The sequence below is a fragment of the Sorangium sp. So ce394 genome, from assembly GCF_051474665.1.
Lineage (GTDB): Bacteria > Myxococcota_A > Polyangia > Polyangiales > Polyangiaceae > Sorangium > Sorangium cellulosum_D.
The window spans coordinates 682,720-706,832 of record NZ_CP150339.1; the positions used below are offsets into that span (position 1 = coordinate 682,720).

Genomic DNA, 24,113 nt, shown 5'->3' on the forward strand with positions numbered 1-24,113 from the left:
CTCCTGTTATTCTCGACGGTTGCCGCCGACGATCTCGTTCTTGGAGGAGAGCGCCACGCGGTAGGTGAAGGCGACCGAGGCCTTGCCGCCGGGCGCGATCGGCACGCGCCAGCGGAGCCCGCCGCGCACGGGCTCGCCGAGGTCCTCCTGGGTGTACGGCTCGGCCCTCGGGTGCGACGAGACCAGCTTGATCTCGACGTCCTTGTCGTCGGTCACCGGGATGCGGTCGAGGACCTCGACCTCGACGCCCACGCCGAGCGACGAGGAGAGATCGATGGTGATCGCGTGCTCGACGGAGAGCGAGCCGCCGAGCAGGCCGGCGCTCGACTCCTCGACGCGGGCGTTCCTCGCGACCCGGATCCGCTCCTCGACGCCGAGGCCGGCGCGGAGGAGGCCGCCCCGATCGACGTGCCCGAGCGAGGACTGCGCGGCGAGGGCGCCGTCGACGAAGATCTCGACCGGCCCGGCGAGCAGCGGGGCGTCGAACGGGTTCTCGACGCGCGCCTCGCGGTAGACCTCGGCGGCCTCGCGCGGCACGGCGACGAACCGCGGCGCCGCCGGGGCGCGCGCGGCGCTCAGCGCGACGCGGTGGAGCCTGCCGTTCGACGGCACGTCGGCGGCGCTCTCGCCCGCGTAGAGGTGGTCGAACTGCCCGCGCGAGTCGCGCGGGTCCACGGCCCGGGGCGGCGGTCCGAGGTCGTCGATGGCCATCTGCGCCCGCCGCGCGGCGCGCCTCGAGGGCCCGGGCTCGTCGCGCGCGAGCCGGCCGCGCTGCGGGCCCGTTCCGGGGAGGTGCAGCGCGTCGAAGTCGAGCCACCCTTCGACCTGCGCGGGCTCGACCGGCGCCGGGGCCGCGCCGGCGCCCTCGAGCTCGCCGCCAGGGTCGAGCAGCTCGTCGGCCGCGCCGGCCCAGCGCTCGACGCTCGCGTCGTGGGCGAAGGCGGCCATGGGCGCCTCGGGCGCGCTCGCCTGGAGCGCCTGCGGCGGGGGCGGGCCGCCGTAGCCGCCGCCGAACGAGGGGAGCGACAGCCCGCGCGACTTGCGCGCCGCGGCGGCCGGCATGGGCGCGGCGAGCGGCATCGGCGCGGCGGCCGGCGCCGGGGGCGGGGGCGGCCTCGGGGCCGCGGTGCGCTCCCGCCGCATCGGCGGCGGGGCGGCTCCGGCGCGAGGAGGCGGCGGCAGCGCGGCCCCGCCGGCTGGCGGCGCTGTCCGGGCCATCGCCTCCCGCAGATCGTCGCTGGTCTGGCCCGGCGCGGCCCGGCTCAGCGTGGGCTCGTCGTCGTCGTCGGGCGCGGGGGGCGGGAGCTCCGCCGGGGCGGCCGTGGTCCTCGCGGCCGGCGGGGGGAGGGCGGCGACGAAGCGGTCGAACCCCTCGAACATGGCGTCGAGGCCCTCCGGCGCGGGGCGGTAGCCGCGGCGCGGGGGGCGCTGCGCGCGGCCCAGCCGGAGCGAGGCGAGCTCCGGCAGCCGCGTGTCCTGCACGAGGTCGGCGGTGGCGAGCGCGACGCGCACGCCCTTCCAGTCCTCGCCGGACGCCTGCGCGACGAGGGCGTCGAGCTGCAGCGCGACCTCGGTCGCGCCGCGCGAGAACCGCGCCGCGTAGGCGGGCCACCACCGCGCGGCGCCGACCGCGTACTCGAGCCGGAGCGCCGGCGCGCCGCCCGACCCGTCGCGCGCCGGCGCGAGCCGCACGACCACGTCGAGGCGCGCCGGCGCGCGCTCCTCGATCTCGCCGCTGGTCGCCTGGGCGGCGTCGAGCTGCGCGGAGCGGAGCTCCTCGCGGGCGCGCTCGAGCTCGTCCTCGAGCGCGGCCAGGCGGGCGTCGAGCGCGGCGAGCTCGCCCGAGATCAGGCCGCTCACCGCGAGGGCGTCGCGGATCCGGGCCGCGGGGTCGCCCGGCCGGAAGCGCCGCGCGAGCTCCGGGTGGAGCGCGACGGCCCCGAGCTGGTCGCGCCAGCGGCGGAGGTGGTCGTGCTCGGCCGACAGGCGCTCGATCGCGAGCTCGAGCGCGCGGAGCTGCGCCGAGAGCGCGCCCCGCGAGACGGGCGCCGGGGGCACGACGAGCCGCGCGCGCACGCCGACGACCTCGCGCGGCGCCGCCGCCGCCGCCTCCGGCGGGCCGCCCGCGACCGCCACGAGCGCGCGGAAGCTCCCCGGCTCGGCGAGGGGCGTGACCCCCGGCACCGAGATCTCGAGCGCCCCGCGGGGCAGGGGCGCCGCGAGCTCGACGCGGCGGGTGACGATCGCCCCGCGCGCGTACACGACGACCGACTCGATACGGCTATCGCACGCGATCTTCTCCGCCGTCATCCGTTCGTCCCTCGCCCGCGAACGTTGTGTGGAGGCGCGACGGTATCACGCCGCGCCCGGCGCCCGATAGCGGGCTATCTCCTCCTGTCGAGGAAGCTGAACCCCGGGAGCGCGTCGATGCCGTACGCGCGGAGCGCGAGCGCGTCGAGCCGGTGGAAATCGCGCTCCCGGAACGAGCCGCGGAGATCGCCGATCAGCTCCTCGGGGACGCTCGCCGGCGGAGGCAGGCGGATCCGCCGCAGGTACTGGGCCTGGAAGCGCAGGTAGCCGCCGCGCATCTTGACCGCGTACGACCACACGAAGAAGAGGGCGACCCTGGAGCTGAGCAGCCCGCCCAGCGCCTCCATGTCCCAGGCCTCCGACGTGACGAAGTAGAGGTTGTGGTGCGGGAGGAACCTGCCCCCCTCGTAGACCACCTCGTTGGATCCTGCGATGTCGGGGATGAGGAGCTTCGGGGCGGAGGCGAGCTCGGGGACCACGCGATCGATGGTGCGAAACCAGCTCGCGGCGCTCCTCTGGGCGATGTAGCGTTTCCTGATCTCGGCCTCGTGGGCGCGCAGGTATCCGGCGAGCTTCGGATATTCTTCCAGATTGACCACCTTGCCGTCGTCGCCGAACGTGTTGATGACGAACCGCCCGGCGTCCCGGACGCGGCCGCCGTCGAGCTGGTCTCGCATGACGAGCGGCACGAGGCGGTCGCGCTCGATATCGACCTCGTCGCCGACGATGTAGATCCGGTCGCTTCCGGTGGCGACGCCGATGCCGACGCGGGTCCCGCCCACCTCCTCGATCGGCGCGAACCGCGCCTCGAGGGCGCGCAGGGCCTCGAGGTGCTCCGGGGAGCTGAGCACCCACGGGTCGTCCCCCTCGAACCAGGAGGGGTACTCCGCCACGGCGACGCCGGCGCCGCGCTCCGGCGCGCCCCGCAGGGCCGCGGACGCGGCCTCGCACTCCTCCGGAGAGGCGGTGTGCAGCGTCGCGACCGGGACGCTCCCTGTCTTGCCGGGCGACACGGCGAAGATCGAAGGATAGGCGACGACGTCCGACTCGAACGGGGAGGCGCGGTGCAGGTCGACGTAGCACTGCACCCGGAACCACGTCGAGAGCATGCGGCGGAGCGGGGCGCCGTACCGGTTGAGGGTCCACCGGTCGGCGCAGATGAACGAGAGGACCCCGCCGGGCGCGAGGAGATCGAGGCCGCGCTCGATGAACGCGACGTAGAGATCGGCGCGGTCGTAGAGCGACCTGTACCGCTGGCGATACTCCTCCTGGAGCTCGGGCGAGAGCTGCTCGATCCGGACGTAGGGCGGGTTTCCGACCACCGCGTCGAAGCGGCGGCCCTGGCTTGTGAGCAGGAAGTCGCCGTGGGCGATCCAGGCCTCCGCGAGGCGCTCTGCGTCGCCGTGGGGCAGCCCGAGCCGGGCGAGCGCGCCGGCGACGGCGAGGCGCGAGCGGTCGACGTGATCGCGCGCGACGTCGTACGACCGGATCGCGGACGCGATTTGCAGGAGGTCGCGGTCGTGGCGCCGCGCCGACTGGATCAGGCGCTCGGCGGCCGGGACGAGGAACGCGCCGTGGCCGCAGGCCGGCTCGAGCAGCGACAGCGACGCGAGATCCCGGTCCGCCGTGTAGCCCGCGAGATCGAGGATGAGATTGACGACGTGGGGTTTGGTCAGCACCACGCCGTGGGTCTCGCCCGACGAGCGCTCGCCGTAGTCGTAGGCGCTCGGCGGGAGCATGACCGTCAGATCGAGGGCTGTCTGCATGGGCGCCGCGTGGAGATGCTAGCCGCGATCGGCGCCCTCCGGCGATGCCCGCCGCCGCGCTCGCCGCGCTGCGCCGGCGTCGGAGGCCGCGGCCGCCTGCCGCGCGCCGCCGCGAGGGCGTTTCTCCGCGATCGGGGGAGACGCGGATCGCGTTTCACGGGGCGTCGCCATTGAATAGGGTAGAGTCGCCCCCATGGCCTTCCCCCTGTGTCTCTGTTCCGGCGATCGCGCCGCGGCGAGCGCCGCCAGCGAGGGCGCCCCGCCGCCGGCCGCCGCGCCCGTGCCGGGCCGCCGGCCGGTCGAGGTGGCCGCGTGATCCTCGGCATCGGCATCGACGTCTGCGGCATCGGACGCATGGAGGAGGCGCTCGCGCGGTGGGGGGATCGGTTCTGGGAGCGCGTGCTGTCCGAGCCCGAGCGGCGCTCGCTCGCGCACCGTGTCGACCGGGCGACGGCGCTCGCGGGCCGCTTCGCCGCGAAGGAGGCGGTGGTGAAGGCGCTGGCCGGGGCGCCGGGGGTCGGCTGGCACCACCTGGAGGTCCGCGGCGCGCCGCGCACGCCGCCGACGATGGCGCTCCACGGACCGGCGCGCGCGCTCGCGGACCGCCTGGGCGTCACGCGGGTGCACCTGTCGATCACGCACGACGCCGGGGTGGCGGCGGCGGTGGTGATCCTGGAAGGGGACGGCGAAGGCCGATCCCCGACGACGGATGACGCGGGCGGCGAAGGCCGATCCCCGAAGACGGATGATGAGGACGGCGAAGGCCGATCCCCGAAGACGGATGACGCGGGCGGCGTAGGCCGACCCCACCTGGACGACGAAGGGAAAGAGCGCTCGTGATTCCGGTCCTCTCGCGCGCGCAGATGCGCGCCTTCGACAAGCACGCGATCCACCATTGTCACGTCCCCGGCGTGGTCCTCATGGAGAACGCGGGCCGCGGCGCCGCCGACGTGATCTCGGCGATCATCGAGGCGCGCAGCGCCGCGCCGTCCGGCGACGCCGCGCTCCCCGGCCACGCCGCGCGCCCTGCGCCGCCGCACCTGGCTGCGCCCGCCAAGGCGCTCTGGCCCGCGACGCTGGCCTCCGGGGGCGGCCCTCGCTCCGGGAGCGTCCCGCCGCCGCCGAACGGCCGCCGCGACGCCGACGACGCCCGCGCCGCGCGGGTGCGCGCCTTCCCGGTGCGGCACGTCCCGAGCCCCGGCCAGCCCGCGACGTACCCGCTCCACGCCCGCGTCGTCGTCGTCTGCGGCGCCGGCAACAACGGCGGCGACGGCTTCGTCGTGGCGCGCCACCTCCTCGCCCGCGGCGCGGAGGTCCAGGTCTTCCTGGCGGCCTCGTCCGAGAAGGTCACCGGCGACAGCCGCATCAACCACGACGCGTACGTCGATCTCGGCGGCGCGCTGACCGAGCTCCCGCCGGGCGCGCCGCTCGCCCCGCTCGAGGCCGCGCTCGCGGAGGCCGATCTCGTGGTCGACGCCCTCTTCGGCACGGGCCTCGACCGCCCGATCGAGGGCCACCTCGCCGACGTCATCGGCGTCCTCAACACGGCGACCTGCCTCTGCATCGCGCTCGACGTGCCCTCGGGCCTCGACGCCGACAGCGGCGCGCCGCTCGGCGCCGCGGTGCAGGCCGACGAGACCGTCACGTTCGGCCACCTCAAGATCGGCCTGCTCACGCCCGAGGGCGCGCGGCTCGCCGGCAACGTCCATGTGGTCGATCTCGGCGTCCCGGACCGGCCGATCCTCGCCGAGGTGGGCCACGTCGCGGAGGTCATCCGCAAGGAGACGGTCGGCGCGTCGTTCCGCCCGCGCGAGGCGAGCGTCTACAAGCACCAGGCGGGCAACGTGCTCGTGATCGCCGGGTCGTCCGGCAAGCTCGGCGCCGCGCTGCTGACGGCGCGCGCGGCGATGCGCACGGGCGCGGGCCTCGTGACGATCTGCACCTGGGCCGACGCCGCGCCCGCGATGGAGTCGCGCGTCGTGGAGCTGATGACGACCTCGATCGATCCGGACCGCATCGCCGCGTCGCTCGACGGCGCGCTCGCCGGGCGGCGGGCGGTCGCGATCGGCCCTGGCCTCGGCCTCGACGAGCGGGCGCGGGCCGCGGTGGATCACGTCGTGCTCGGCTGGGACGGCCTGAAGGTGGTCGACGCGGACGCCCTGACGCACTTCGCCGGCCGCCCCGAGGCGCTCGCGACCGCGCGCGGGCGCCTCATCCTGACGCCGCACTCCGGCGAGCTCGGCCGGCTGCTCGGCCGCAGCGCGCGCGCCGTCGAGGAGGACCGCTTCGGCGCCGTGCGCGAGGCGGTGGCCCGCACCGGGGCGATCGTCCTGCTGAAGGGGGCGCGCACGGTCATCGCGCTCCCGGACGGCCGCATGCTCATCTGCATGGCGGGCAACCCGGCGCTCGCCACCGCCGGATCGGGCGACGTCCTGACCGGGCTGATCGCGGCGCTCCTGTGCTCGATGGGGCCATCCGCCGCCGCGAGCGCGGGGGTGCTGATCCACGCGCTCGCCGGGGACGTGTGGCGCGCGCAGACGGGCAGCGATCGGGGGCTGCTCGCGAGCGAGATCGCGGAGCTCGTCCCCGGCCTGATCGCGGCCCTGGCCGCCGGAGTCGATCCGCTGTCCGGCCAGGTCTAGACGGGGTGTCGGGGGACGAGCCGCGACGAGGATAAGCAACCGTTCACGGCTCGGATCTCGGCAGCTTCCGTCCCCCGTCTTCCGTCTTCCGTCTTCCGTCCCCCGTCTCCCCTCTTCCGTCTCCCGTGCGCGTGCGCGTGCGCGGTTCTCTTCGATTTTACTCGAATGAGCGCTGTCTCTGTCCTCTCAACGGCAGGGCCTTCCCCTGCGAGGATTCGGGAGCATGGCTCTTCTCAATCACATATCGCGCACGCGCACGCGCACGCGGAGGCCAGACGGGAGACGGGAGACGGGAGACGGGAGACGGGAGACGGGAGACGGGAGAGGGGACACGGGAGACGGGGGACGGGGGACGTGGAAGGGACAACGCTCCCCCACGATCCAAGCCACAAACGTTTACGAGAAACCCCTCACTCGTCCCGTCACTTCTTCAGCAGCTTGAACGCGTGCGTCCACCGGTTGTTCAGCAGGCCGGGGATGCACCAGAGCATACAGAGAGGCTCGATCGCGCGCGCCGCCTCGACGCCCCCCATGTCCTCGGTCTCCCACCCGAACGCGTCAAGGATGCCCTCCACCTCCTTCTTCGCGCCGGCGCTGTCGCCGCAGATGAACATCGTCGGCCGGACGCCATCGAAGTCCGGATTGACCATCCACACGCTGCCGACGCTCGAGAAGGCCTTCACGAAATGCGCGTCCGGCGCGCGCCGCGCGAGCCTCTCGAGCAGCGACTCGTTCGGCCCCGTGAAGAACTTGAGCACCCCGTTGACGGGCGGCTCGTCCGCGATGGGGTTCGTCGCGTCGATGACCGTCTTCCCCGCGAGCGCCGCGGGGCCCGCGAGATCCACCGCCTGCTCCGCCGCCGTCCCCTTCACGGCGAGCACGACGATGCTCCCGAACTGCGCCGCCTCCGCGAACGTCCCCACGCGAGCGTTCGGCCCCGCGTCCGACTGCCAGCTCGCGAGCTTCGATGGCTCGCGCGTGGCGCGCATCACGTCGTAACCGTGCTTGAGGAACCCGTCGGCCAGCACCTGCCCGACAATCCCGGATCCGAGGACCGCGACGTTTTTCATGGCGTGGATCATCGCACGCCCGCGGAGCCGAGCTCCAGCGCTGTTGTCCGAAATTCGAGGCACGCTCGGGCCGCGTTCGCGGGGCGGCGCCGGGCGGAGGAGGCATGATGAAAGCTCGCGTCGCAACGTGGCTCGTCGCGCTCGCCGCTGTGGCCGTCGCCGGATGTGATGACGACGAGGAATGGTTTCCCTATCCCGGCAGCCCCACGGCGACGGGGGGCTTCACGACGGGCGTCGGGGGGGCGGGCGGAGACGGGTCCGCCGAGCAGCGCGTCGACGTGTCCGCCGTACCGCCGCCGCCCATCAGCGGCGGCACGCTCCTCGTCACGGCCGACAAGAACCTCGCCGTCGCCGCGGACCCGGATCGCGACAGGATCTCCATCATCAACCTCGGCACCCTCGAGGTGGAGGCCGTCCTCCCCCTGGACGAGGGCGACGAGCCGGGGCGCGTGACCGAGGGCCCGCCCGGCACGGCCCACGTCGCGCTCCGCCGCGGCGGCGCCGTCGTCACGATCGATCTCGCGACCCGGCAGATGCACCGCAGGCCCGTTTGCCCAGCGCCGCGCGGCGTCGCCTACGACGCCGCGGCCGACCTGCTCCACGTGGCGTGCGCGGGCGGGGAGCTCGTCACGCTCTCTTCGGACCTCGAGGCCCCGCCCGTCCGCGTGCTGCGCCTCGAGCGCGACCTGCGCGACGTGGTGATCGAGGGGGACGCGCTCCTCGTGAGCCGGTTCCGGTCGTCCGAGCTCCTCGTCGTCGCGGAGGACGGCGCCGTGACGGAGCGCGTGAAGCCGCCGGGCCACGTCCAGGAGCGGTTCGGGCGCACGTTCGAGCCGGCGGTGGCCTGGAGGACGATCCCGCTGCCCGGGGGCGGCGTGGCCATGGTGCACCAGCGCGGCCTCGTGGACCCGATCGACATCGACGGTTCGACGGAGGGCGGGTACTCGGGGTTCGACTGCAGCACGACCGTGATCCAGCCGGCGGTGACCTTCCTGCGACCGCTGCCCAGCGAGGCCAACCCGACGCCCGCGTCGCCCGCGCCGGGCGCGGGCAGCCTCCCCTTTGGCCTGCTCCCCGTCGACATGGCCATATCGCCCGACGGGTTCCGCGGCGCCATCGTGATGGCGGGCAGCCGCACGGTGATCGAGACGCCGCTCGACGTCCTCGAGGGGGCCGAGGCCGAGGAGACCGAGTCCATCGACGACTGCGCGTCCTTCATCGACCAGCGCGCCCTCGCGGTGCCCGGCGAGCCCATCGCCGTCGGTTACGACGAGGCGAGCAACCTGCTCGTGCAGCTGCGCGAGCCGCCGAGCGTCCTCCGCTTCGGGGCCGTGAGCGGCGCCCACGTCGCCACCTTCCTGCTCCCCGGCGAGAGCCGGCTCGACTCGGGCCACGCCATCTTCCATGGCACCCAAGACGCACACGTGCAGATGGCGATCGCGTGCGCGTCGTGCCATCCGGAGGGGCAGGACGACGGCCGGACCTGGTCCTTCGAGCCCATCGGAGCGCGCCGCACGCAATCGCTCGCGGGCGGCATCCTCGAGACGGCGCCGCTGCACTGGGACGGCGACATGACCGACCTCGACGCCATCATGAGCGAGGTCTTCGAGCAGCGGATGGGGGGCATGCGCCAGCGCCCCGAGCGCGTCGCGGCCTTCGCGTCGTGGCTCGATACGATCAAGCCCGTGCCCGTGTCGGAGCCGGCGGATCCGGCCGCCGTCCAGCGCGGCGAGGCGCTCTTCAACGACGCCGCCGTGGGCTGCGCCTCGTGCCACTCGGGCGAGAAGCTCACGAACGGTCAGACCGTCGACGTGGGCACGGGCAAGGCCTTCCAGGTGCCCTCGCTGCGCGGGCTCGCCGCGCGCGCCCCGTACATGCACGACGGCTGCGCCGCGACGCTCCGCGATCGCTTCGGGCCCTGCGGCGGGGGGGACAAGCACGGCGTCACGTCGACGCTCGCGCCGGCCCAGATCGACGACCTCGTCGCCTACCTCGAGACGCTCTGACGACCGGAGCCACCCGGGGCAGCGCAGGGGGGCGCGCCGGGCTTCGCGCTCGCCTGCGCAGGTCCCGCGGGCGCGCCGGGCCCGCGGGCGCGCCGCTGAACGCCTGCGCGGCGCCCCCGCCGGCCCGGCCGCCAGTCCGGCGCGCGCCGCGGGCCTCTTCGCCACTCTGACGGGCCGCGGCGACCTGCTGTCGATTTGACACGCGCCCGCGTGCCTCCGCCCGCGCCATCCAGCGCCTTTCGCGCCCTTCGCGCGATCCCCCCGGTGGCACCTGCCTTGCCAGCGCTCATCGCAGGAGGTCCCGCCATGCTCGTCCACCCCGCCCATGCCCCCGCCCGGTCCCCGAATCCAGCGCCGTTGTCGCCCGGCGTGACACGCGCGGTCGGGCGCGGGCCGTCGCTCGGCGCGGCCCGGACGGCGCCGGGCGCGGGCGCGCGGGCGGCGGTCGACGAGCTGCTCCGGGGCCTTGTCGAAATGACACCGGAGCTCTTCGGCCGCGCGCTGCGGCTCTCCCGATCGCCCGCGACGGCGGAGGACCTCGTGCAGGACACGGTGGAGCGCGCCATCCGGTTCGCGGCGAGCTATGAGCCCGGGACCAACCTGCGGGCGTGGGTGCACCAGATCCTCTTCAGCGTCTTCATCACCCGCTGCCGGCGCAGCCGCCGCGAGCGCAACGCCCTCGACGTGCTCGCGACCGACCCGTGCGCGTGGACCGCGCCCGAGCGCCGCGCCGACATGCACGCCCTGTCGCCCGGCGTGCGGCGCGCGCTCGCGACGCTCCCGCCGAGCTTCCGCGACACCGTGGTGCTCGTGGACCTCGAGGAGCTTTCCTACAAGGACGCAGCGACGCAGCTGGGCGTCCCGGTCGGCACCGTCATGAGCCGCCTGCACCGCGGCCGGAAGCTGCTCGCCGAGGCGCTGCGCGGCGAAGCCCAAGGCCCGAAGATCGACCTGAAGACCGACGCGCCCACGGACGTGCAGGCCGCCGCGTGATCGGCGGCCGCGCCCTGCGCGCGCCCGGCTTGCCCCCCTGATCGGCGGCCCCTACCATCGGCGTGCCACCGAGGAGGCGTTCCTCGCCAGGAGGCACCATGGCAACGACGGCGAAAGAGCCCCACGTCGTGATCGTCGGCGGAGGCTTCGGCGGCCTGAACGCGGCAAAGGCGCTTCGCAACGCGCCCGTCCGGGTCACGCTCATCGACAGGACCAATCACCACCTGTTCCAGCCGCTGCTCTACCAGGTGGCGACCGCAAGCCTCTCGCCGGCCGACATCGCGGTCCCGATCCGCTCGGTCCTGTCGCGCCAGCGCAACGTGCGGGTCCTGCTCGGCGAGGTCACGAGCGTCGATCTCGCCGGGCGGCGCATCACCGTCGACGCCGACACGATGAAGTACGATTACCTCATCCTCGCGGTCGGCGCGGCGAACAACTACTTTGGCCACGAGGAGTGGGCCCGCTTCGCGCCGGCGCTCAAGAACCTCGACGAGGCGCTCACCATCCGCGAGCGCATGCTGCTCGCCTTCGAGGCCGCCGAGCGCGAGGCGGACCCCGTCGCGCGGCGGCGGCTGCTCACGTTCGTCGTCATCGGCGGCGGCGCCACCGGCGTCGAGATGGCCGGCGCCTTCGCCGAGCTCGCGCGCTACATCCTCGAGCGCGATTTCCGCTCCCTCGACGCCTCGCTCTCGCGCGTGCTGCTCGTCGAGATCGGCCAGCGCATCCTCCAGGCCTTCCCCGAGAGCCTCTCGGCGAGCGCCGAGGAGCAGCTCACGTCGCTCGGGGTCGAGGTCATCAAGGGCCGCCGCTTCCGGACCATCGACGAGCAGGGGGTCGAGTTCGAGGACGGCGAGCGCCTCCCCGCCGCGACGGTCATCTGGGCGGCGGGCGTCCGCGGCACCCCGCTCGCGCGCGCCCTCGGGGTCGAGCTCGATCGCATCGGCCGCGTGAAGGTCGAGCCGGACTGTTCCCTGCCCGGCCACCCGAACGCCTTCGCGATCGGCGACATGGCCATGCTCCGCGACCGGAACGGCGTCGAGGTGCCTGGCCTCAGCCCCGCGGCGATCCAGGAGGGGCGCTTCGTCGCGCGCAGCATCCTCGGCGACCTCGCCGGCCGCCCGCGCGGGCAGTTCGCCTACCGCGACAAGGGGACGATGGCGACCATCGGCCGCTCGCGCGCCATCGCCAAGGTCGGGCACCTGCAGATGTCCGGCACGATCGCGTGGCTCGCGTGGCTCGGCGTCCACGTGCTGTTCCTCATCGGCTTCAAGAACCGCTTCGCCGTCATGTTCGCGTGGATGTGGCAGTACGTCACCTTCAAGCGCGGCGCCCGGCTCATCACCGGCCACACCACCCCCGCCGCGCTCCCCGCGGCGGCGCCCGCGGCCGTCCCCCCGGCGCCCCGCCCGTCGGCCAGGAGCGCCGTGGCGGACGCCGTCTCCGGCGGCGCCTGAGCGACGTCCGCGCTCGCTTGCTTGACGCGCGGCCTCCACCATGGCGGATACGCTTCCAGTGAAGGCACGCAGAGCCCAGCCATCCGCGCGAGCGGCGACCGCCGAGCCGCCGCCGCCGCCCCCGCCCCCGGCGAGCGAGCCGGGCGGGGACGACCTCGCGCTCGACGAGTCCTCGGACCTCACGCCGGTCGTCGCCACCAACCTGAAGCGGTTCCGGGCCGAGCGCGGCCTGTCGCTCGAGCGCCTGGCCAAGGCGTCCGGGGTGAGCCGGGCGATGCTCGGGCAGATCGAGCTGGGCCAGAGCACGCCGACCATCAACGTCCTCTGGAAGATCGCGCGCGCCCTCGGGGTCCCGTTCTCGGCGCTGATGAGCCAGGCGACCTCGCCGGTCACGACCGTGATGCAGGCCTCGCACGCGCGCATCCTCCGCTCGCGCAACGGCGACTTCTCCTCCCGGGCGCTCTTCCCGATGGATCGGCCGCGCAACGTGGAGTTCTACGAGCTCCGCCTCGCGCCGCGCTCCGTGGAGCACGCCGACGCGCACGCCCCCGGCACCTCGGAGAACCTGATCGTCACGGAGGGCTCGGTGGAGATCACCGTGTCCGGCGAGCGGCGCGTCCTCGAGACCGGCGACGCCATCCTGTTCGAGGCCGACAGCCCCCACAGCTACCGCAACCTGGGCGGCACCGAGGCCGTCATGTACCTCGTCATGACCTACGGCTCGCGCGGGTAGCCCCCCCCACCGTTTCCGGACCCCGGCCGCCACGTGTCCCTCCGGTATCCAAGACGTGTCCTCCGTTATATTGTCAGATTCCGCTTGCGCCCTCTGCTGTAGCGTGAGATATGTCCGTTATAGCGGCGGGAGCCCGCTGCTGGTAGCAAGGAGTCGGCGCGATGCGGATCACCTGGATCGGGGGGTTGGATCGCAACCAGGCGCAGCTGGAGCGGATGGCGTTGCAGGCCGGGCACCGTCTGGAGTTTCACACGGGCAACACGGGGGGCCGCGGGGCGGCCGAGATGCGGGCGGCCATCGAGCGGGCCGACCTCGTCATCGTGCTGACCGACGTGAACAGCCACGGCGGCGTGCTGCTCGCCAAGAAGCTCTGCCAGAAGCTCGGCCGGGCAGCCTTCATGGCCCGCCGCGTCGGCGCGTCGCGCTTCCAGCAGCTCCTCGACGCGCTCGCGCAGCGGGAAGCGCGGTATCTGGCGACCGGATGAGGGAGTAAGGACGAGCGATGCGATGCTTGATCATGGTGCTCTGCTGCGTGCTTGCGCTGGCCGGGTGCTCGAAGAGCGAGGCGAGCAAATCGGGCCCGGTGCAGCTGCTGAACGTCTCGTATGACCCCACGCGCGAGCTCTACGAGGAGGTGAACGCCGCCTTCGCGAAGCGCTGGAAGGAGCAGGGCGGGCAGGACATCACCATCAAGCAGTCGCACGGCGGCTCGGGCAAGCAGGCCCGGTCGGTGATCGACGGGCTCGAGGCGGACGTGGTCACGCTCGCGCTGGCCTATGACGTCGACGCGCTCGTGCCGAGCGGTCGCCTCAAGGAGGGGTGGCAGGCGCGCCTCAAGGACAACAGCGCTCCTTACACCTCGACCATCGTCTTCCTGGTGCGCGCGGGCAACCCGAAGGGCATCAAGGACTGGGACGATCTCGTGAAGGAGGGCGTCGCGGTCATCACGCCGAACCCGAAGACCTCCGGCGGCGCGCGGTGGAACTACCTCGCCGCGTGGGGGTACGAGCTGAAGCGGACGGGCGGCGACGAGGCCAAGGCGAAGGAGTTCGTCGGCCGCCTGTTCAAGAACGTGCCCGTCCTCGACACCGGCGCGCGCGGCTCGACCACGACGTTCGTCGAGCGCGGGCTCGGCGACGTCCTGATCGCCTGGGAGAACGAGGCGCTGCTCGCGGTGAAGCAGAGCGGGCAGAACGGTAAGGAGAAGTTCGAGGTGGTCGTGCCGTCGATCAGCATCCTCGCCGAGCCTCCTGTCGCGGTGGTCGACAAGGTCGTCGACAAGCGCGGGACGCGGGCGGCGGCGGAGGCTTACCTCAACTTCCTCTACACGGAGGAGGGGCAGCGCATCGCGGTGAAGCACTTCTACCGTCCGCGTCATCCGGCGGTCCTCGCGGCGGCCGAGTCGGAGGGCGTCTTCCAGAAGGTCGCGCTCTTCTCGATTGACGAGGTGTTCGGCGGGTGGCAGAAAGCCCAGAAGGCGCACTTCTCCGACGGCGGCGTCTTCGACCAGATCTACCAGGCCGGCAAGTAAATTTCTGTGGCTCTCCTCTGGCGGCGACAGAGCGTTCTGCCCGGCTTCGGGCTCGCGATGGGGATTACGGTAACGTACCTGTCGCTGCTCGTGCTCGTCCCGCTGTCGATGATCTTCCTCAAGACAGCGACGCTGGGGCCCGGCGAGATCTGGGATGTGGTGACGTCTCCGCGCGCCATCGCCTCCTTGAAGATCAGCTTCTCCGCGTCGCTCATCGCGGCGGGCATCAACGCGGTCTTCGGCGTGCTCGTGGCGTGGGTGCTCGTGCGCTACAGCTTCCCGGGCAAGTCGATCGTCGACGCGCTCGTCGATCTGCCGTTCGCGTTGCCGACGGCGGTCGGGGGCATCGCGCTCACGGCCATCTACGCGCAGCAGGGGTGGGTCGGCCAGTTCCTCTACCCGCTCGGGATCCAGAGCGCGTTCAGCCGCCTCGGCGTGGTCATCGCGCTCACCTTCGTGGGGCTCCCGTTCGTCGTGCGGACGGTCCAGCCGGTGATGGAGGAGCTCGAGGTCGATCAGGAAGAGGCGGCGGCGTCGCTCGGCGCGGGCCGCTTCGAGATCTTCCGCCGGATCCTCCTGCCGGCGCTCTGGCCCTCGATCCTCACCGGGTTCGCGATGTCGTTCGCGAGGGCGTTCGGCGAGTACGGCTCGGTCGTGTTCATCTCGGGGAACATGCCGCTCAAGACCGAGATCATGCCGCTCGTCATCATGACGAAGCTCGAGCAGTACGACTATGCGGGGGCGACGGCGCTCGCGCTCCTGATGCTGATCTGCTCCTTCGTGCTCCTGTTCGTGATCAACCGACTCCAGCGCTGGAGCGGCTCGCGCGTCTCGTCGCGGAGCCCGGTCGAGGCGCCGCGCGCGGCGCCCGCCGGGGCCGCGGGGGCCGGCGCGCCCGGGGTCGCGCCGTAATGGCGGGCGCGGCGGGCAAGCTGCGGGTGAGGACGCGCGGGGCGGTGCGCGGCGCGACCTCCGAGCCCGCGCCGGTGCGCTGGGCGCTCACGGCGGCGGCGCTCGCGTTCCTCGGGTTCTTCCTCTTCCTGCCGGTCGTGGCGGTGTTCATCGAGGCGCTGAAGGACGGCCTCTCGGGCTACTGGCGGGCGATCACCGCGCCGGACGCCGTGGCCGCGATCCAGCTGACGCTCACGACCGCGCTCATCGCGGTGCCGCTCAACCTGGTCTTCGGCGTGGCCGCGGCCTGGGCGATCGCGCGCTTCGAGTTCACCGGCAAGAGCCTGCTGGTCACGCTGATCGACCTGCCGTTCGCGGTCTCGCCGGTGATCTCCGGCATGATCTTCGTGCTCCTGTTCGGGGCGCAAGGGGTGATCGGCCCCTGGCTCCTCGATCACGACATCCAGGTGATCTTCGATCGCCCCGGGATCATCCTGGCGACGACGTTCGTGACGTTCCCCTTCGTCGCGCGCGAGCTCATCCCGTTCCTGGAGAGCCAGGGGGCGGACGAGGAGCACGCGGCGCTGTCGCTGGGCGCGAGCGGGTGGAGCATGTTCTTCCGCATCACCCTGCCCAACGCGAAGTGGGGTCTGCTCTACGGGGTGGTGCTCTGCAACGCGAGGGCGATGGGCGAGTTCGGCGCGGTGTCGGTCGTCTCCGGCCATATCCGGGGTCAGACCAACACGATGCCGCTGCACGTCGAGGTGCTCTACAACGAGTTCCACTTCTCGGCGGCGTTCGCCGTCGCCTCGCTGCTCGTCCTGCTCGCGCTCTTCACGCTCGTGGTGAAGCGCCTGATCGAGCACCGGGCGCAGCGCGAGACCGGCCCGGAGCTGGACGAGACGGCGAAGGCCGGCGCGGGCTGACGGGGCTGCGCCCGGCTTGCGATGGGCCCCCCTGGCGCTCCAGGTTCGAGCGAGGGGGGCACGATGCGGTTCTTGGAAACGATTGGGCGTGCGATCGGGGGAGTCCTGTCTCCCATCGCCTGGCAAGGCAGCCTTCTCCGGGGAGCGAGGTTGTTCCACCCGGACGGCGTGGTCTACTGCGCGGGGGTGAAGCCGCTCGCGGTGGAGGGCGAGGTCGGCGCGCTGGCGCAGCGGCTCGGGGGGCCGGCGCTCGTGCGGCTGTCGGGCGGGATCTGGCGATGGCGGAGCGCGAAGGTCGAGCGCCGTCCGGACGTCCTGGGGATCGCGGTGCGCTTCCGGGACAGCCAGGAGGTGACGCCGGCGGCGAGCGCCGGCGATCAGGATCTCATCTTCTTGAGCGCGCGGCGCCTGTGGCTGCTTCCGATCGCGGTCTTCACGACGAAGACGCGTGATTTCCTGGACAACCACTATTACGCGCAGCTGCCGTTCGACGTGGAGGGCTTCGGTCGCGCGGAGTTCCGGCTGATACCGCTGCGCCCGTCGACCGTGAAGGGCAATCGCCTGGAGAGGCTGGAGCGTTCGGCTGCGGTGGGGCTCGCGCTGCTGCGGCTCGAGGTCCGTCGCAGAGGAGCGCGGGCGCGCTGGATGGCGGTGGCCGATATCGAGCTGTACGAGCCGGTGGACATCGACCAGAACACCCTGCGCTTCAACCCGTTCCAGGCGGGGAAGGGGATCGTGCCGACCGGGTTGCTCCAGTCGACGCGGCTTTGGACCTACTGGGGCAGCTACCTCGGGCGGGTGCTCGGGGCGCGGGTACGGGCGAAGCGGGCGAGCGCGCGAGCGGCGCGAGCGGCACGGAGAGCGCGGCGGAGGGGGCAGGAGGAGTAAGGGGCGCTCTCCGGAACGCAGCGGCGCAGCGGCCGGCGGAGGGGGGAGGGCGGAGGGAGGGCGGAGCGGGGCGGGGAGCGCACGGCGCGCGCTGGGCCCCCGCCCCGCGGCGGGACTCCCGTCGAGGCGGCTCGGACGCATACGTAAATGCTGGTGGGGCGCGGTAAAGGCGTTGACAGCTGGGCAGAAGTGAGGCATGACCTCCCGCCGCTTCGAACAGTCGGTGAGGTAGCCAAGTGGTTAGGCAACGGTTTGCAAAACCGTTATACGCGGGTTCGAATCCCGTCCTCACCTCCGCAAGGACGAAAGTCCGGCCCGAGCGCTGAAACGGCCCCAGGGGAGAGCGATGGGCCACGCTGGAGCGCGAGCGCCGGTATCCTCGGAAGGCTCATGATCCGTCTCCTGACCCCGGCCGACGAGCCCTTGCTCTGGGAGATGCTCTACCAGGCCATCCACGTCCCGGAAGGCAGCCCGCCGCCCCCGCGGGACATCGTGCACCGGCCCGAGCTCTCCAGGTACGTGCAAGGCTGGGGACAGCGGGACGATCTGGGCGTCGTGGCGCTCCAGGAAGGCGAGGTCGCTGGCGCCGCCTGGCTCCGGCGGCTCACCGGCGCGCTGCGAGGGTACGGCCATGTCGACGACGAGACCCCGGAGCTCTCCATCGCGCTCCTGCCCCATCACCGGGGGCGAGGGCTGGGCACCCGGCTGCTGACCTCCCTGCTGGAGGAGGCTCGGAACCGCTACCCGGCCATCTCGCTCAGCGTCTCGCCGGACAACCCCGCGCTGCGGCTGTACCGGCGCCTCGGGTTCGTCGAGGTGGGCCGGAACGGCGCGTCGCTCACCATGGTGCTCACGCTCGCGGATCAGCGAGGCTCGAACCAGGTGTACCCGTAGTCGAAGCAGAGCTCCTCGCCCTCGTGGATGTCGCGGAGCGCGATGGCAGCCATCGAGTCCGGCACCGGACCGTCGTTCATCTCGATGTTGGGCGTCGACGAGTGGTTGTACAGCGCGAGCAGCCCCCACGCATACGCCTTCTCCCGCCCGGGCTCCTGTCCCCACGTGAACACGTGATGGAGCGCCTGACAGTCGCGGTGCTCCTCGGTCTTCAGATCCGACGCCGGGAAGCAGCTGACGGCGGCCCACTCGACGACGGCGCCCTTCGGCAAGAACCGGCGAGCGAAGACCCCGCGGCCCTTGCCGGGGATGCGGCGCCAGACGACGTTCGGATGGAACTGGTTCTCGGCGATGAGGGCGTCGATTTCCTGATCGGTCATGGCGGGCGCCGCGGACGCTACCACGCCCCGCCGCGGCGGGACATCGCCCCGCCGCGAGGGCGCCGGCGAGCCGCGCTGTGCCGGCGCGCACATCGGGCAGGATCTCCGGCGGCGCGCCGCGCTGGTCCCGCCCGCCGGATGCCCGGCCGCCGCTAGCTCGGTACGTCAGCGATCCCTGGCGGGATTTCTCACGCGCTGAACTACACTCGGCGCCGCATGAGACGCCTGCCGCGCGGTTCCGCCGTGGTGATCGCCGCGATCGCCGCCTTCGTACTGCTTGGATTCGTGCTCTTCTCCGCGCCGGGACACGACGACAGCCACATCACCTACTGGGCCGCGCACACCCTCAAGGAGCACGGCCAGATCCTCAATTACAACGGCGAGCGCGTGGAGCAGAGCTCCAGCCTGGCCCACGTGCTCCTGCTCGCGCTGCTCGGCGCCGTCACGCGCGTGTCGCTGCCGACCCTCGGCCCGCTCACGTCGATCGCGGCCGGCGCCGCCGCGATCGCGCTCACCGCGCGGCTCGCGCGCGCGGCCGTCCCGGCGGCCCCGCGCGGCGCCGAGCTGCTCGTCGCGACGGCCTCGTGGTTCATCTACTGGGGCTTCGGCGGCCTCGAGAGCACGCTCGTCGCCGCCGCGGCGGTGTGGCTCGTCCTCGAGCTCGACGGCTACCTCGCGGCGCCCGGTCGGCGCGCCCTGCTCCGCTTCGCCGGCGCCGCGCTCCTCTTCCTGTGCGCGCGCCCCGAGAGCCCCCTCGTGCTCGCGTGCGTCCTCGCCGCCGCGCTCGCCTACGCCCTCCTCCGGGCGCGCTGGGCCGATCGCGCCGCAGGCCGCCTGCGCGAGGCGCGGACGGCGCTCGTCGCCTGCGCGGTCGCGGGCGCCGAGGTCGCGCTCCTCTTCGGCGCGCGGCGGCTCTACTTCGGCGCCTTCTTCCCGAACCCGGTCTACTCCAAGGCCGCCGGGATCGACGTCGCCGATGGCCTGTCCTACCTCTGGGCCAACCTCTATCCGACCGGGCTCTGGCTCATCGCGGGCGTCGCCGTGGGCATCGTCCAGATCGCGCGGGCGGCGCTCCGCGAAGAGCCGTGTTACGCCGCCGTCCTGTCGGCGGCGTTCGCCGTCGCCTACGTGGCCTTCATCGTCCTGACGGGCGGCGACTGGATGACCGGCGGGCGCTTCCTCTCGCACGCGCTCCCCCTCCTGGTCGTCGTCACCATGGTCGGCCTCTCCGCGACCCTGGGCAGCGCGCGCCGCGTGCACATCGCGCTCGTGCCGCTCGTCGCGGTGAACCTGGTCGGCGTCGTCGCGCTCGCCGACTCGAGGTCGTCCGGCCGGCCGATCTGGTCGACCTTCGGCCTGCGCGAGGCGCTCAAGGCGCGCGTCGGGGACCGCGACTACTCCTGGTTCGAGCTCGCGAACAAACCGCACCTCCGCGACACGACCATCACCGATGTCGTCCTGGACGCCATGCGGGAGATCAAGGCCAAGAAGCCGGATCACCGCTTCGTGGTGATGTCGTCGCAGGCGGGCATGACGGCCTACCACGTCTTCAAGGAGCATTACGGATCAGCGGAGTTCATCGACACGTGCTCCCTCGCGACGCGCGATTTCCTGACCTGCCTGCCGCCCGGCATCCTCAGCCGACGCCGCATCGGGATGGTGCTCAACTTCCGCACCTACTTCGACAAGCAGGCGATGATCGACCAGCGCTGCGGCACCCGCCGTCCGGACATCGTGTTCGACCACAGCGGCCGTGGGGTGGAGGCGATCCTCGAGCGCAAGGGGTACTCGATCGTCTACCGGCAGCGCGGCCCCATCAAGAACGAGGGGCTCGGCCCGTGGCTGCGGAACACCGTGCCTTCGGACACGTTCGTGGCGATCGACACGGCGCTGCTCGCCGGCACGTCCATCGAGGGCAAGCGGACGAGCTACAAGTGGAACATCCAGTGATCGTCGGCGCTCGCGGCGCCCGGGCCCGTGATACCGTGGCTCGGCCGGAACACCTCACCCGCGACGCGAGCGCGCTGCGGGCTCCGGCGCGCTGACGCATGGCCTCGGATCCCCCGCGACGACCCGCCGTGCTGCCCGAGGCGCAAGGCCCCCGACCAGGGCCGAGCGCCCCGTCGGCGCCGCTGGAGCCCACGCTGCCGTACGACGCAGGCGCGGCGAGCTCCGATCCGACGCCGAGCGAGCGCGCGCCGACGCGGCTCTGGTCGCCGCAGCGCCCCGCGCCGCCGCCGTCGCCGCCCCTGGCCGTGCCTCCACCGCCGTCGCCGCCCCTGGGCGTGCCTCCGCCGCCGGCCGTGCCTCCGCCGCCGGCCGTGCCTCCGCCGCCGGCGCGGGTCGCCGCGGCGCTTCGCGCGGCCGTCGCGGCGCTCGGCAGGATCCTCCAGCGGAAGCCCCGCGGCGCCGGTCCCAGGCCGCCGCTCCGGCCGCAGCTTCTCCGCTGGGGCAAGCGGCTCGCGATCGCCTTCGCCGGCCTCCTCGCCGCCGCGGTGATCGCGTTCTTCCTCGTCGTCCGGCGCTACGAAGCCGACCTGCCGACCACAGCGGAGCTGAAAAATTACAACCCGCCGCAGGTGACGCGGTTCCTCGCGCGCGACGGCACGGTGCTCGGCGAGCTCTTCGTCGAGCGCCGGACGCTCGTGCCCGTCACCGAGATCCCGCCGGTGATGAGCCTCGCGGCGCTCGCGGCCGAGGACGCCAGGTTCTACAAGCACGACGGGCTCAACTACCTCGGCATGCTCCGCGCGCTGCTCGTCAACCTGCGCTCCGCGGAGGCGCGCCAGGGCGGCAGCACCATCACCCAGCAGGTCGTGAAGAATGTGCTGCTCACGCACGAGCGCACGCTGGACCGCAAGATGCGCGAGCTCCTCCTCGCCCGCCGCATCGAGCAGGAGCTCACGAAGGACCAGATCCTCGAGCTCTACCTGAACCACATCTACTTCGGCCACGGGCGATACGGGGTCGAGGAGGCGGCGCGGTTCTACTTCGGCAAGAGCGTCCGCCAGGTGACGCTCGCCGAGGCGGCGCTCCTCGCGGGCATCGTGAAGGGGCCCTCCATCTACTCGCCGCGCGTGAACAAGGAGCGCGCCGAGAAGCGCCGCGCCTTCGTGCTCGGCCAGATGCGCGAGAAGCGCTTCGTGCCGGCCGCCCAGGTCGACGCCGCCCTCGCCGAGCCGATCCGCCTCGCCCCCGAGCCGGAGCACTCGGACGAGCTCGCGCCCGAGGTCCTGGCCGAGGCCGAGCGCGCGCTGCGCAAGGCGGTCGGGCCCGAGGCCAGGTACGGCGGCTACACGGTCGTGACGTCGATCGACCCGAAGATGCAGGCCGCGGCGCGCGCGGCCGTGCGCCAGAACCTCGACGCCTACGCCGCGCGCCACGGCCTCGTCGCGCCGTTCGCCCGAAAGAAGGGCGATCCGGCGCCGTTCCAGGGCGCCCCCAGGGATCAGAACCGCGCCTACCTCGGCGTGGTGACGGGCGCCGACGACGCGCGCGGCACGCTCGCGATCCGCGTGGGCGCGGCGCAGGGGACCGTCGACCTGCGGAGCGAGCGCCGGTACAACCCGCGCGGGCTCCCGCCGAGCCGCTTCGCCGAGGTCGGCAAGGTGCTGCGCGTGCGCTTCGCGGGCGAGCCCGACGCCGGCAAGCTGCGGCTCGACCTCGGCCCGCAGGGCGCGCTCGTCGCGCTCGACGCGCGCACGCGCGAGATCGTCGCGCTCGTCGGCGGCTACGAGGGCGCGCGCGGCGGGCTCGATCGGGCGAGCCACGCGCACCGGCAGCCGGGGTCGACGTTCAAGGCCATCGTCTACGGCTACGGCATCCACGCGCGGAAGCTCACGGCCGCGTCGATGCTCGAGACGAACCCGGCGGCGCTCGAGGGCTACAAGCCCGGCAACTACGACGAGAGCGAGGGGCAGAGCCCGAAGCGCCTGCGCGAGGCGCTCGCCCACAGCGTGAACGTCGCCGCGGTGGCGGCGCTCCGGGACCTGGGCCCCGAGGCCGTGGTCGCGTGGGCGCGCGAGCTCGGGATCGCGTCGAAGCTCGGCGCCGACCTGTCGCTCGCGCTCGGCGCCTACGAGGTGACGCCGCGCGAGATGGCGGGCGCCTACGCGACGTTCGCGGCGGGCGGCGTGGTCCAGGAGCCCGTCCTCGTGACGAAGATCATGGGCCCGCGCGGCGAGGCGCTGCCCTTGCCGGCGCGCCCGCCGCCGCGGCCGGCGATGACCGCGGCGGAGGCGTACGTCACGACGGACCTGCTCACGTCGGTCGTGAAGGTCGGCACGGCGAAGCAGGCGCTCTCGCTGCGCCGGCCGATCGCGGGCAAGACGGGCACGACGAACGACGCGAAGGACGCCTGGTTCGTCGGCTACTCGACCGACATCGCGTGCGCCGTGTGGACCGGCTTCGACGACGCCACGCCGCTCGGCGGCGGCGAGGTGGGCAGCAGCGCCGCCCTGCCGGCGTTCATCGCGTTCATGGACAAGGCGCACGCGGGGCGGCCGGCGACCGACTTCCCGGAGCCGCTCGGGATCGTGCGCCTCCCCATCGACCCGGAGACGGGCGCGCTCGCGATGCCCGGCCAGGAGAACGCCGTCGAGGAGGTGTTCCTCGAGGGCACCGAGCCGACCGGGGTGGCCCTGCCCGACCCGTCCGCGATCGGGCAGGGGATCCTGGACCTGTTCAAACCGCAGTGACCGTCGCCCGCGCCGCCGGGCTGGCCAGCCGCCCGGCGCCCCGGCGAGCCCTGCGTCACGACGTCGCGTTCCTTCGGCGCGCGGTCGCGCTATGTTCCCGCTCGCCGCATGACACGGTCGCCGATCCTCGCCGCCCTGCTCTTGCTCGTGGCCGCGTGCAAGGGGCCGGCTCCCGACGAGGGGGTCGCGCTCTCGCCGCAGGCCGCGAAGGGCAAGGCCCTCTTCTCCACGCTCTGCGCGTCCTGCCACGCCCCCGCGGCCAAGCTGGTCGGCCCGCCGCTCAGCGAGATGGCGGCCCTCTACGCGACCGATCCCGCGGGCATCGTCCGATGGGCCGTGGCCCCGGGCCGCAAGCGCGCCGACGTCCCGCCGATGCCCAGCTTCCGCGGGGTCCGCGAGTCGGACCTCGCCGACGTGGCGCAGTACATCATCGAGGCCGGCACCGCGGCCGGAAAGCAGGCTCCATGATCTATTCGTTCGTCCTCGTCGTGCACTCGTGGCTGCGCTGGGCCGTCCTGCTGCTCGGGCTCCTCGCGCTCGTGCGATCGGTCCAGGGCTGGACCCAGCGGAAGCCGTGGACCCCGGCGGATCGCAAGGCGAGCGCCGCGTTCGTCGGCGCGCTCGACGCCCAGCTCCTCCTCGGCCTCCTGCTCTACGTCGTGCTCAGCCCGCTGCGGCCCACCTCGCTGGCCGCGCTGAAGGCCGCGATGCCCGTCGCCGCGCTGCGCTTCTTCGCCGTCGAGCACGTCTTCCTGATGATCGTGGCGGTGGCGGTCGCCCACGTCGCCTCGGCCCGGGCGAAGCGGGCCGAGGACCCCACGGTGCGGCACCGGCGCATCGCGCTCGGCGTCCTGTTCTCGCTGCTCCTCGTGCTCGCCGCCATCCCCTGGCCGTTCCTGCCCTACGGCCGCCCGCTGTTCCGGTTCTGAGCC

At 73.3% G+C, this 24,113-nt stretch carries 21 protein-coding genes and 1 tRNA gene; 18 read left to right on the top strand and 4 right to left on the bottom strand.

Going from position 1 to position 24,113, the window contains the following annotated elements:
- Window positions 1-6 precede the first annotated feature (6 nt).
- Together WMF33_RS02555 and WMF33_RS02560 are read right to left on the bottom strand one after the other, a co-directional pair.
- The gene (locus WMF33_RS02555) at window positions 7-2,310 is read right to left on the bottom strand and encodes a DUF4139 domain-containing protein (RefSeq protein WP_437335656.1); all 2,304 of its coding nucleotides are present in this window, start codon (window positions 2,308-2,310) and stop codon (window positions 7-9) included.
- A 74-nt stretch (window positions 2,311-2,384) separates the two neighbouring features.
- Entirely contained in the window at window positions 2,385-4,076 is a 1,692-nt protein-coding gene (locus tag WMF33_RS02560) for an Eco57I restriction-modification methylase domain-containing protein (RefSeq protein ID WP_437335657.1), read from the bottom strand.
- A gap of 193 nt (window positions 4,077-4,269) precedes the next feature.
- Here WMF33_RS02560 and WMF33_RS02565 point away from each other — a divergent pair, with 193 nt between their 5' ends.
- Genes WMF33_RS02565 through WMF33_RS02575 form a run of 3 tightly spaced genes read left to right on the top strand, consistent with a single transcriptional unit; the run spans window position 4,270 to window position 6,718 of the window.
- Window positions 4,270-4,392, top strand: coding sequence for a hypothetical protein (locus WMF33_RS02565; RefSeq protein WP_437335658.1), 123 nt, complete (start codon window positions 4,270-4,272; stop codon window positions 4,390-4,392).
- Window positions 4,389-4,916: a holo-ACP synthase gene (locus tag WMF33_RS02570; protein WP_437335659.1), complete on the top strand. Its 528-nt coding sequence runs from the start codon at window positions 4,389-4,391 to the stop codon at window positions 4,914-4,916. Before WMF33_RS02565 ends, WMF33_RS02570 begins: the two co-directional genes overlap by 4 nt.
- On the top strand, window positions 4,913-6,718 hold the full coding sequence (locus WMF33_RS02575) for an NAD(P)H-hydrate dehydratase (RefSeq protein WP_437335660.1): 1,806 nt from the start codon (window positions 4,913-4,915) through the stop codon (window positions 6,716-6,718). The genes WMF33_RS02570 and WMF33_RS02575 overlap by 4 nt, the downstream gene beginning before the upstream one ends.
- A 422-nt stretch (window positions 6,719-7,140) precedes the next feature.
- On the opposite strand, the gene WMF33_RS02580 is transcribed toward WMF33_RS02575, so the two are convergent.
- Window positions 7,141-7,788, bottom strand: a complete 648-nt coding sequence (locus WMF33_RS02580; protein WP_437335661.1) for an NADPH-dependent F420 reductase — start codon at window positions 7,786-7,788, stop codon at window positions 7,141-7,143.
- 107 nt (window positions 7,789-7,895) lie between these two features.
- Here WMF33_RS02580 and WMF33_RS02585 point away from each other — a divergent pair, with 107 nt between their 5' ends.
- The 11 genes from WMF33_RS02585 to WMF33_RS02635 all read left to right on the top strand — a co-directional run bounded on the left by WMF33_RS02585 (window position 7,896) and on the right by WMF33_RS02635 (window position 18,104).
- Window positions 7,896-9,794 (top strand): c-type cytochrome, encoded by a 1,899-nt coding sequence (locus WMF33_RS02585; RefSeq protein WP_437335662.1) that lies wholly within the window; start codon window positions 7,896-7,898, stop codon window positions 9,792-9,794.
- A 306-nt stretch (window positions 9,795-10,100) separates the two neighbouring features.
- A complete protein-coding gene (locus WMF33_RS02590; RefSeq protein ID WP_437335663.1) occupies window positions 10,101-10,787 on the top strand; it encodes an RNA polymerase sigma factor in 687 nt (228 codons plus the stop codon).
- 98 nt (window positions 10,788-10,885) lie between these two features.
- Window positions 10,886-12,241 (top strand): NAD(P)/FAD-dependent oxidoreductase, encoded by a 1,356-nt coding sequence (locus WMF33_RS02595; protein ID WP_437335664.1) that lies wholly within the window; start codon window positions 10,886-10,888, stop codon window positions 12,239-12,241.
- A gap of 40 nt (window positions 12,242-12,281) precedes the next feature.
- Window positions 12,282-12,974, top strand: a complete 693-nt coding sequence (locus WMF33_RS02600) for a helix-turn-helix domain-containing protein (protein WP_437335665.1) — start codon at window positions 12,282-12,284, stop codon at window positions 12,972-12,974.
- 161 nt (window positions 12,975-13,135) lie between these two features.
- Window positions 13,136-13,459: a DUF2325 domain-containing protein gene (locus WMF33_RS02605; RefSeq protein WP_437317733.1), complete on the top strand. Its 324-nt coding sequence runs from the start codon at window positions 13,136-13,138 to the stop codon at window positions 13,457-13,459.
- Between the two features lie 17 nt (window positions 13,460-13,476).
- On the top strand, window positions 13,477-14,505 hold the full coding sequence (locus WMF33_RS02610; protein ID WP_437335666.1) for a sulfate ABC transporter substrate-binding protein: 1,029 nt from the start codon (window positions 13,477-13,479) through the stop codon (window positions 14,503-14,505).
- A 6-nt stretch (window positions 14,506-14,511) separates the two neighbouring features.
- The gene (cysT, locus tag WMF33_RS02615; RefSeq protein WP_437335667.1) at window positions 14,512-15,417 is read left to right on the top strand and encodes a sulfate ABC transporter permease subunit CysT; all 906 of its coding nucleotides are present in this window, start codon (window positions 14,512-14,514) and stop codon (window positions 15,415-15,417) included.
- Window positions 15,417-16,322 (top strand): sulfate ABC transporter permease subunit CysW, encoded by a 906-nt coding sequence (cysW, locus tag WMF33_RS02620; protein ID WP_437335668.1) that lies wholly within the window; start codon window positions 15,417-15,419, stop codon window positions 16,320-16,322. Before cysT ends, cysW begins: the two co-directional genes overlap by 1 nt.
- A 150-nt stretch (window positions 16,323-16,472) precedes the next feature.
- Complete coding sequence (locus WMF33_RS02625) at window positions 16,473-17,210, top strand: hypothetical protein (RefSeq protein ID WP_437335669.1); 738 nt, start codon at window positions 16,473-16,475, stop codon at window positions 17,208-17,210.
- 222 nt (window positions 17,211-17,432) lie between these two features.
- Window positions 17,433-17,504: transfer RNA gene (locus WMF33_RS02630), tRNA-Cys, on the top strand.
- Window positions 17,505-17,600: 96 nt separating this feature from the next.
- Window positions 17,601-18,104, top strand: coding sequence for an N-acetyltransferase family protein (locus WMF33_RS02635; RefSeq protein WP_437335670.1), 504 nt, complete (start codon window positions 17,601-17,603; stop codon window positions 18,102-18,104).
- On the opposite strand, the gene WMF33_RS02640 is transcribed toward WMF33_RS02635, so the two are convergent.
- Window positions 18,074-18,484: an SET domain-containing protein gene (locus tag WMF33_RS02640; RefSeq protein WP_437335671.1), complete on the bottom strand. Its 411-nt coding sequence runs from the start codon at window positions 18,482-18,484 to the stop codon at window positions 18,074-18,076. The two genes, WMF33_RS02635 and WMF33_RS02640, sit on opposite strands and share 31 nt — an antisense overlap.
- 285 nt (window positions 18,485-18,769) lie before the next feature.
- Here WMF33_RS02640 and WMF33_RS02645 point away from each other — a divergent pair, with 285 nt between their 5' ends.
- The 4 genes from WMF33_RS02645 (at window position 18,770) to WMF33_RS02660 (ending at window position 24,110) form a co-directional block, all read left to right on the top strand.
- Window positions 18,770-20,434, top strand: coding sequence for a hypothetical protein (locus WMF33_RS02645; protein ID WP_437335672.1), 1,665 nt, complete (start codon window positions 18,770-18,772; stop codon window positions 20,432-20,434).
- Window positions 20,435-20,562: 128 nt separating this feature from the next.
- On the top strand, window positions 20,563-23,181 hold the full coding sequence (locus tag WMF33_RS02650; RefSeq protein ID WP_437335673.1) for a penicillin-binding protein 1A: 2,619 nt from the start codon (window positions 20,563-20,565) through the stop codon (window positions 23,179-23,181).
- Window positions 23,182-23,289: 108 nt separating this feature from the next.
- Window positions 23,290-23,649 carry a c-type cytochrome gene (locus tag WMF33_RS02655; RefSeq protein WP_061625582.1) on the top strand — a complete coding sequence of 120 codons (360 nt, stop codon included), beginning with the start codon at window positions 23,290-23,292 and terminating at the stop codon, window positions 23,647-23,649.
- The gene (locus tag WMF33_RS02660) at window positions 23,646-24,110 is read left to right on the top strand and encodes a hypothetical protein (RefSeq protein ID WP_437335674.1); all 465 of its coding nucleotides are present in this window, start codon (window positions 23,646-23,648) and stop codon (window positions 24,108-24,110) included. Before WMF33_RS02655 ends, WMF33_RS02660 begins: the two co-directional genes overlap by 4 nt.
- The last annotated feature ends 3 nt before the right edge of the window (window positions 24,111-24,113 follow it).

Excerpts from the sequence above, each read along its gene's own strand:
- WMF33_RS02555 (WP_437335656.1), bottom strand. The coding sequence starts at position 2,310 with ATGACGGCGGAGAAGATCGCGTGCGATAGCCGTATCGAGTCGGTCGTC.
- WMF33_RS02560 (WP_437335657.1), bottom strand. The coding sequence starts at position 4,076 with ATGCAGACAGCCCTCGATCTGACGGTCATGCTCCCGCCGAGCGCCTAC.
- WMF33_RS02565 (WP_437335658.1), top strand. The coding sequence starts at position 4,270 with ATGGCCTTCCCCCTGTGTCTCTGTTCCGGCGATCGCGCCGCGGCGAGC.
- WMF33_RS02580 (WP_437335661.1), bottom strand. The coding sequence starts at position 7,788 with ATGAAAAACGTCGCGGTCCTCGGATCCGGGATTGTCGGGCAGGTGCTG.
- WMF33_RS02585 (WP_437335662.1), top strand. The coding sequence starts at position 7,896 with ATGAAAGCTCGCGTCGCAACGTGGCTCGTCGCGCTCGCCGCTGTGGCC.
- WMF33_RS02590 (WP_437335663.1), top strand. The coding sequence starts at position 10,101 with ATGCTCGTCCACCCCGCCCATGCCCCCGCCCGGTCCCCGAATCCAGCG.
- WMF33_RS02595 (WP_437335664.1), top strand. The coding sequence starts at position 10,886 with ATGGCAACGACGGCGAAAGAGCCCCACGTCGTGATCGTCGGCGGAGGC.
- WMF33_RS02600 (WP_437335665.1), top strand. The coding sequence starts at position 12,282 with ATGGCGGATACGCTTCCAGTGAAGGCACGCAGAGCCCAGCCATCCGCG.
- WMF33_RS02605 (WP_437317733.1), top strand. The coding sequence starts at position 13,136 with ATGCGGATCACCTGGATCGGGGGGTTGGATCGCAACCAGGCGCAGCTG.
- WMF33_RS02610 (WP_437335666.1), top strand. The coding sequence starts at position 13,477 with ATGCGATGCTTGATCATGGTGCTCTGCTGCGTGCTTGCGCTGGCCGGG.
- cysW (WP_437335668.1), top strand. The coding sequence starts at position 15,417 with ATGGCGGGCGCGGCGGGCAAGCTGCGGGTGAGGACGCGCGGGGCGGTG.
- WMF33_RS02635 (WP_437335670.1), top strand. The coding sequence starts at position 17,601 with ATGATCCGTCTCCTGACCCCGGCCGACGAGCCCTTGCTCTGGGAGATG.
- WMF33_RS02640 (WP_437335671.1), bottom strand. The coding sequence starts at position 18,484 with ATGACCGATCAGGAAATCGACGCCCTCATCGCCGAGAACCAGTTCCAT.
- WMF33_RS02655 (WP_061625582.1), top strand. The coding sequence starts at position 23,290 with ATGACACGGTCGCCGATCCTCGCCGCCCTGCTCTTGCTCGTGGCCGCG.
- WMF33_RS02660 (WP_437335674.1), top strand. The coding sequence starts at position 23,646 with ATGATCTATTCGTTCGTCCTCGTCGTGCACTCGTGGCTGCGCTGGGCC.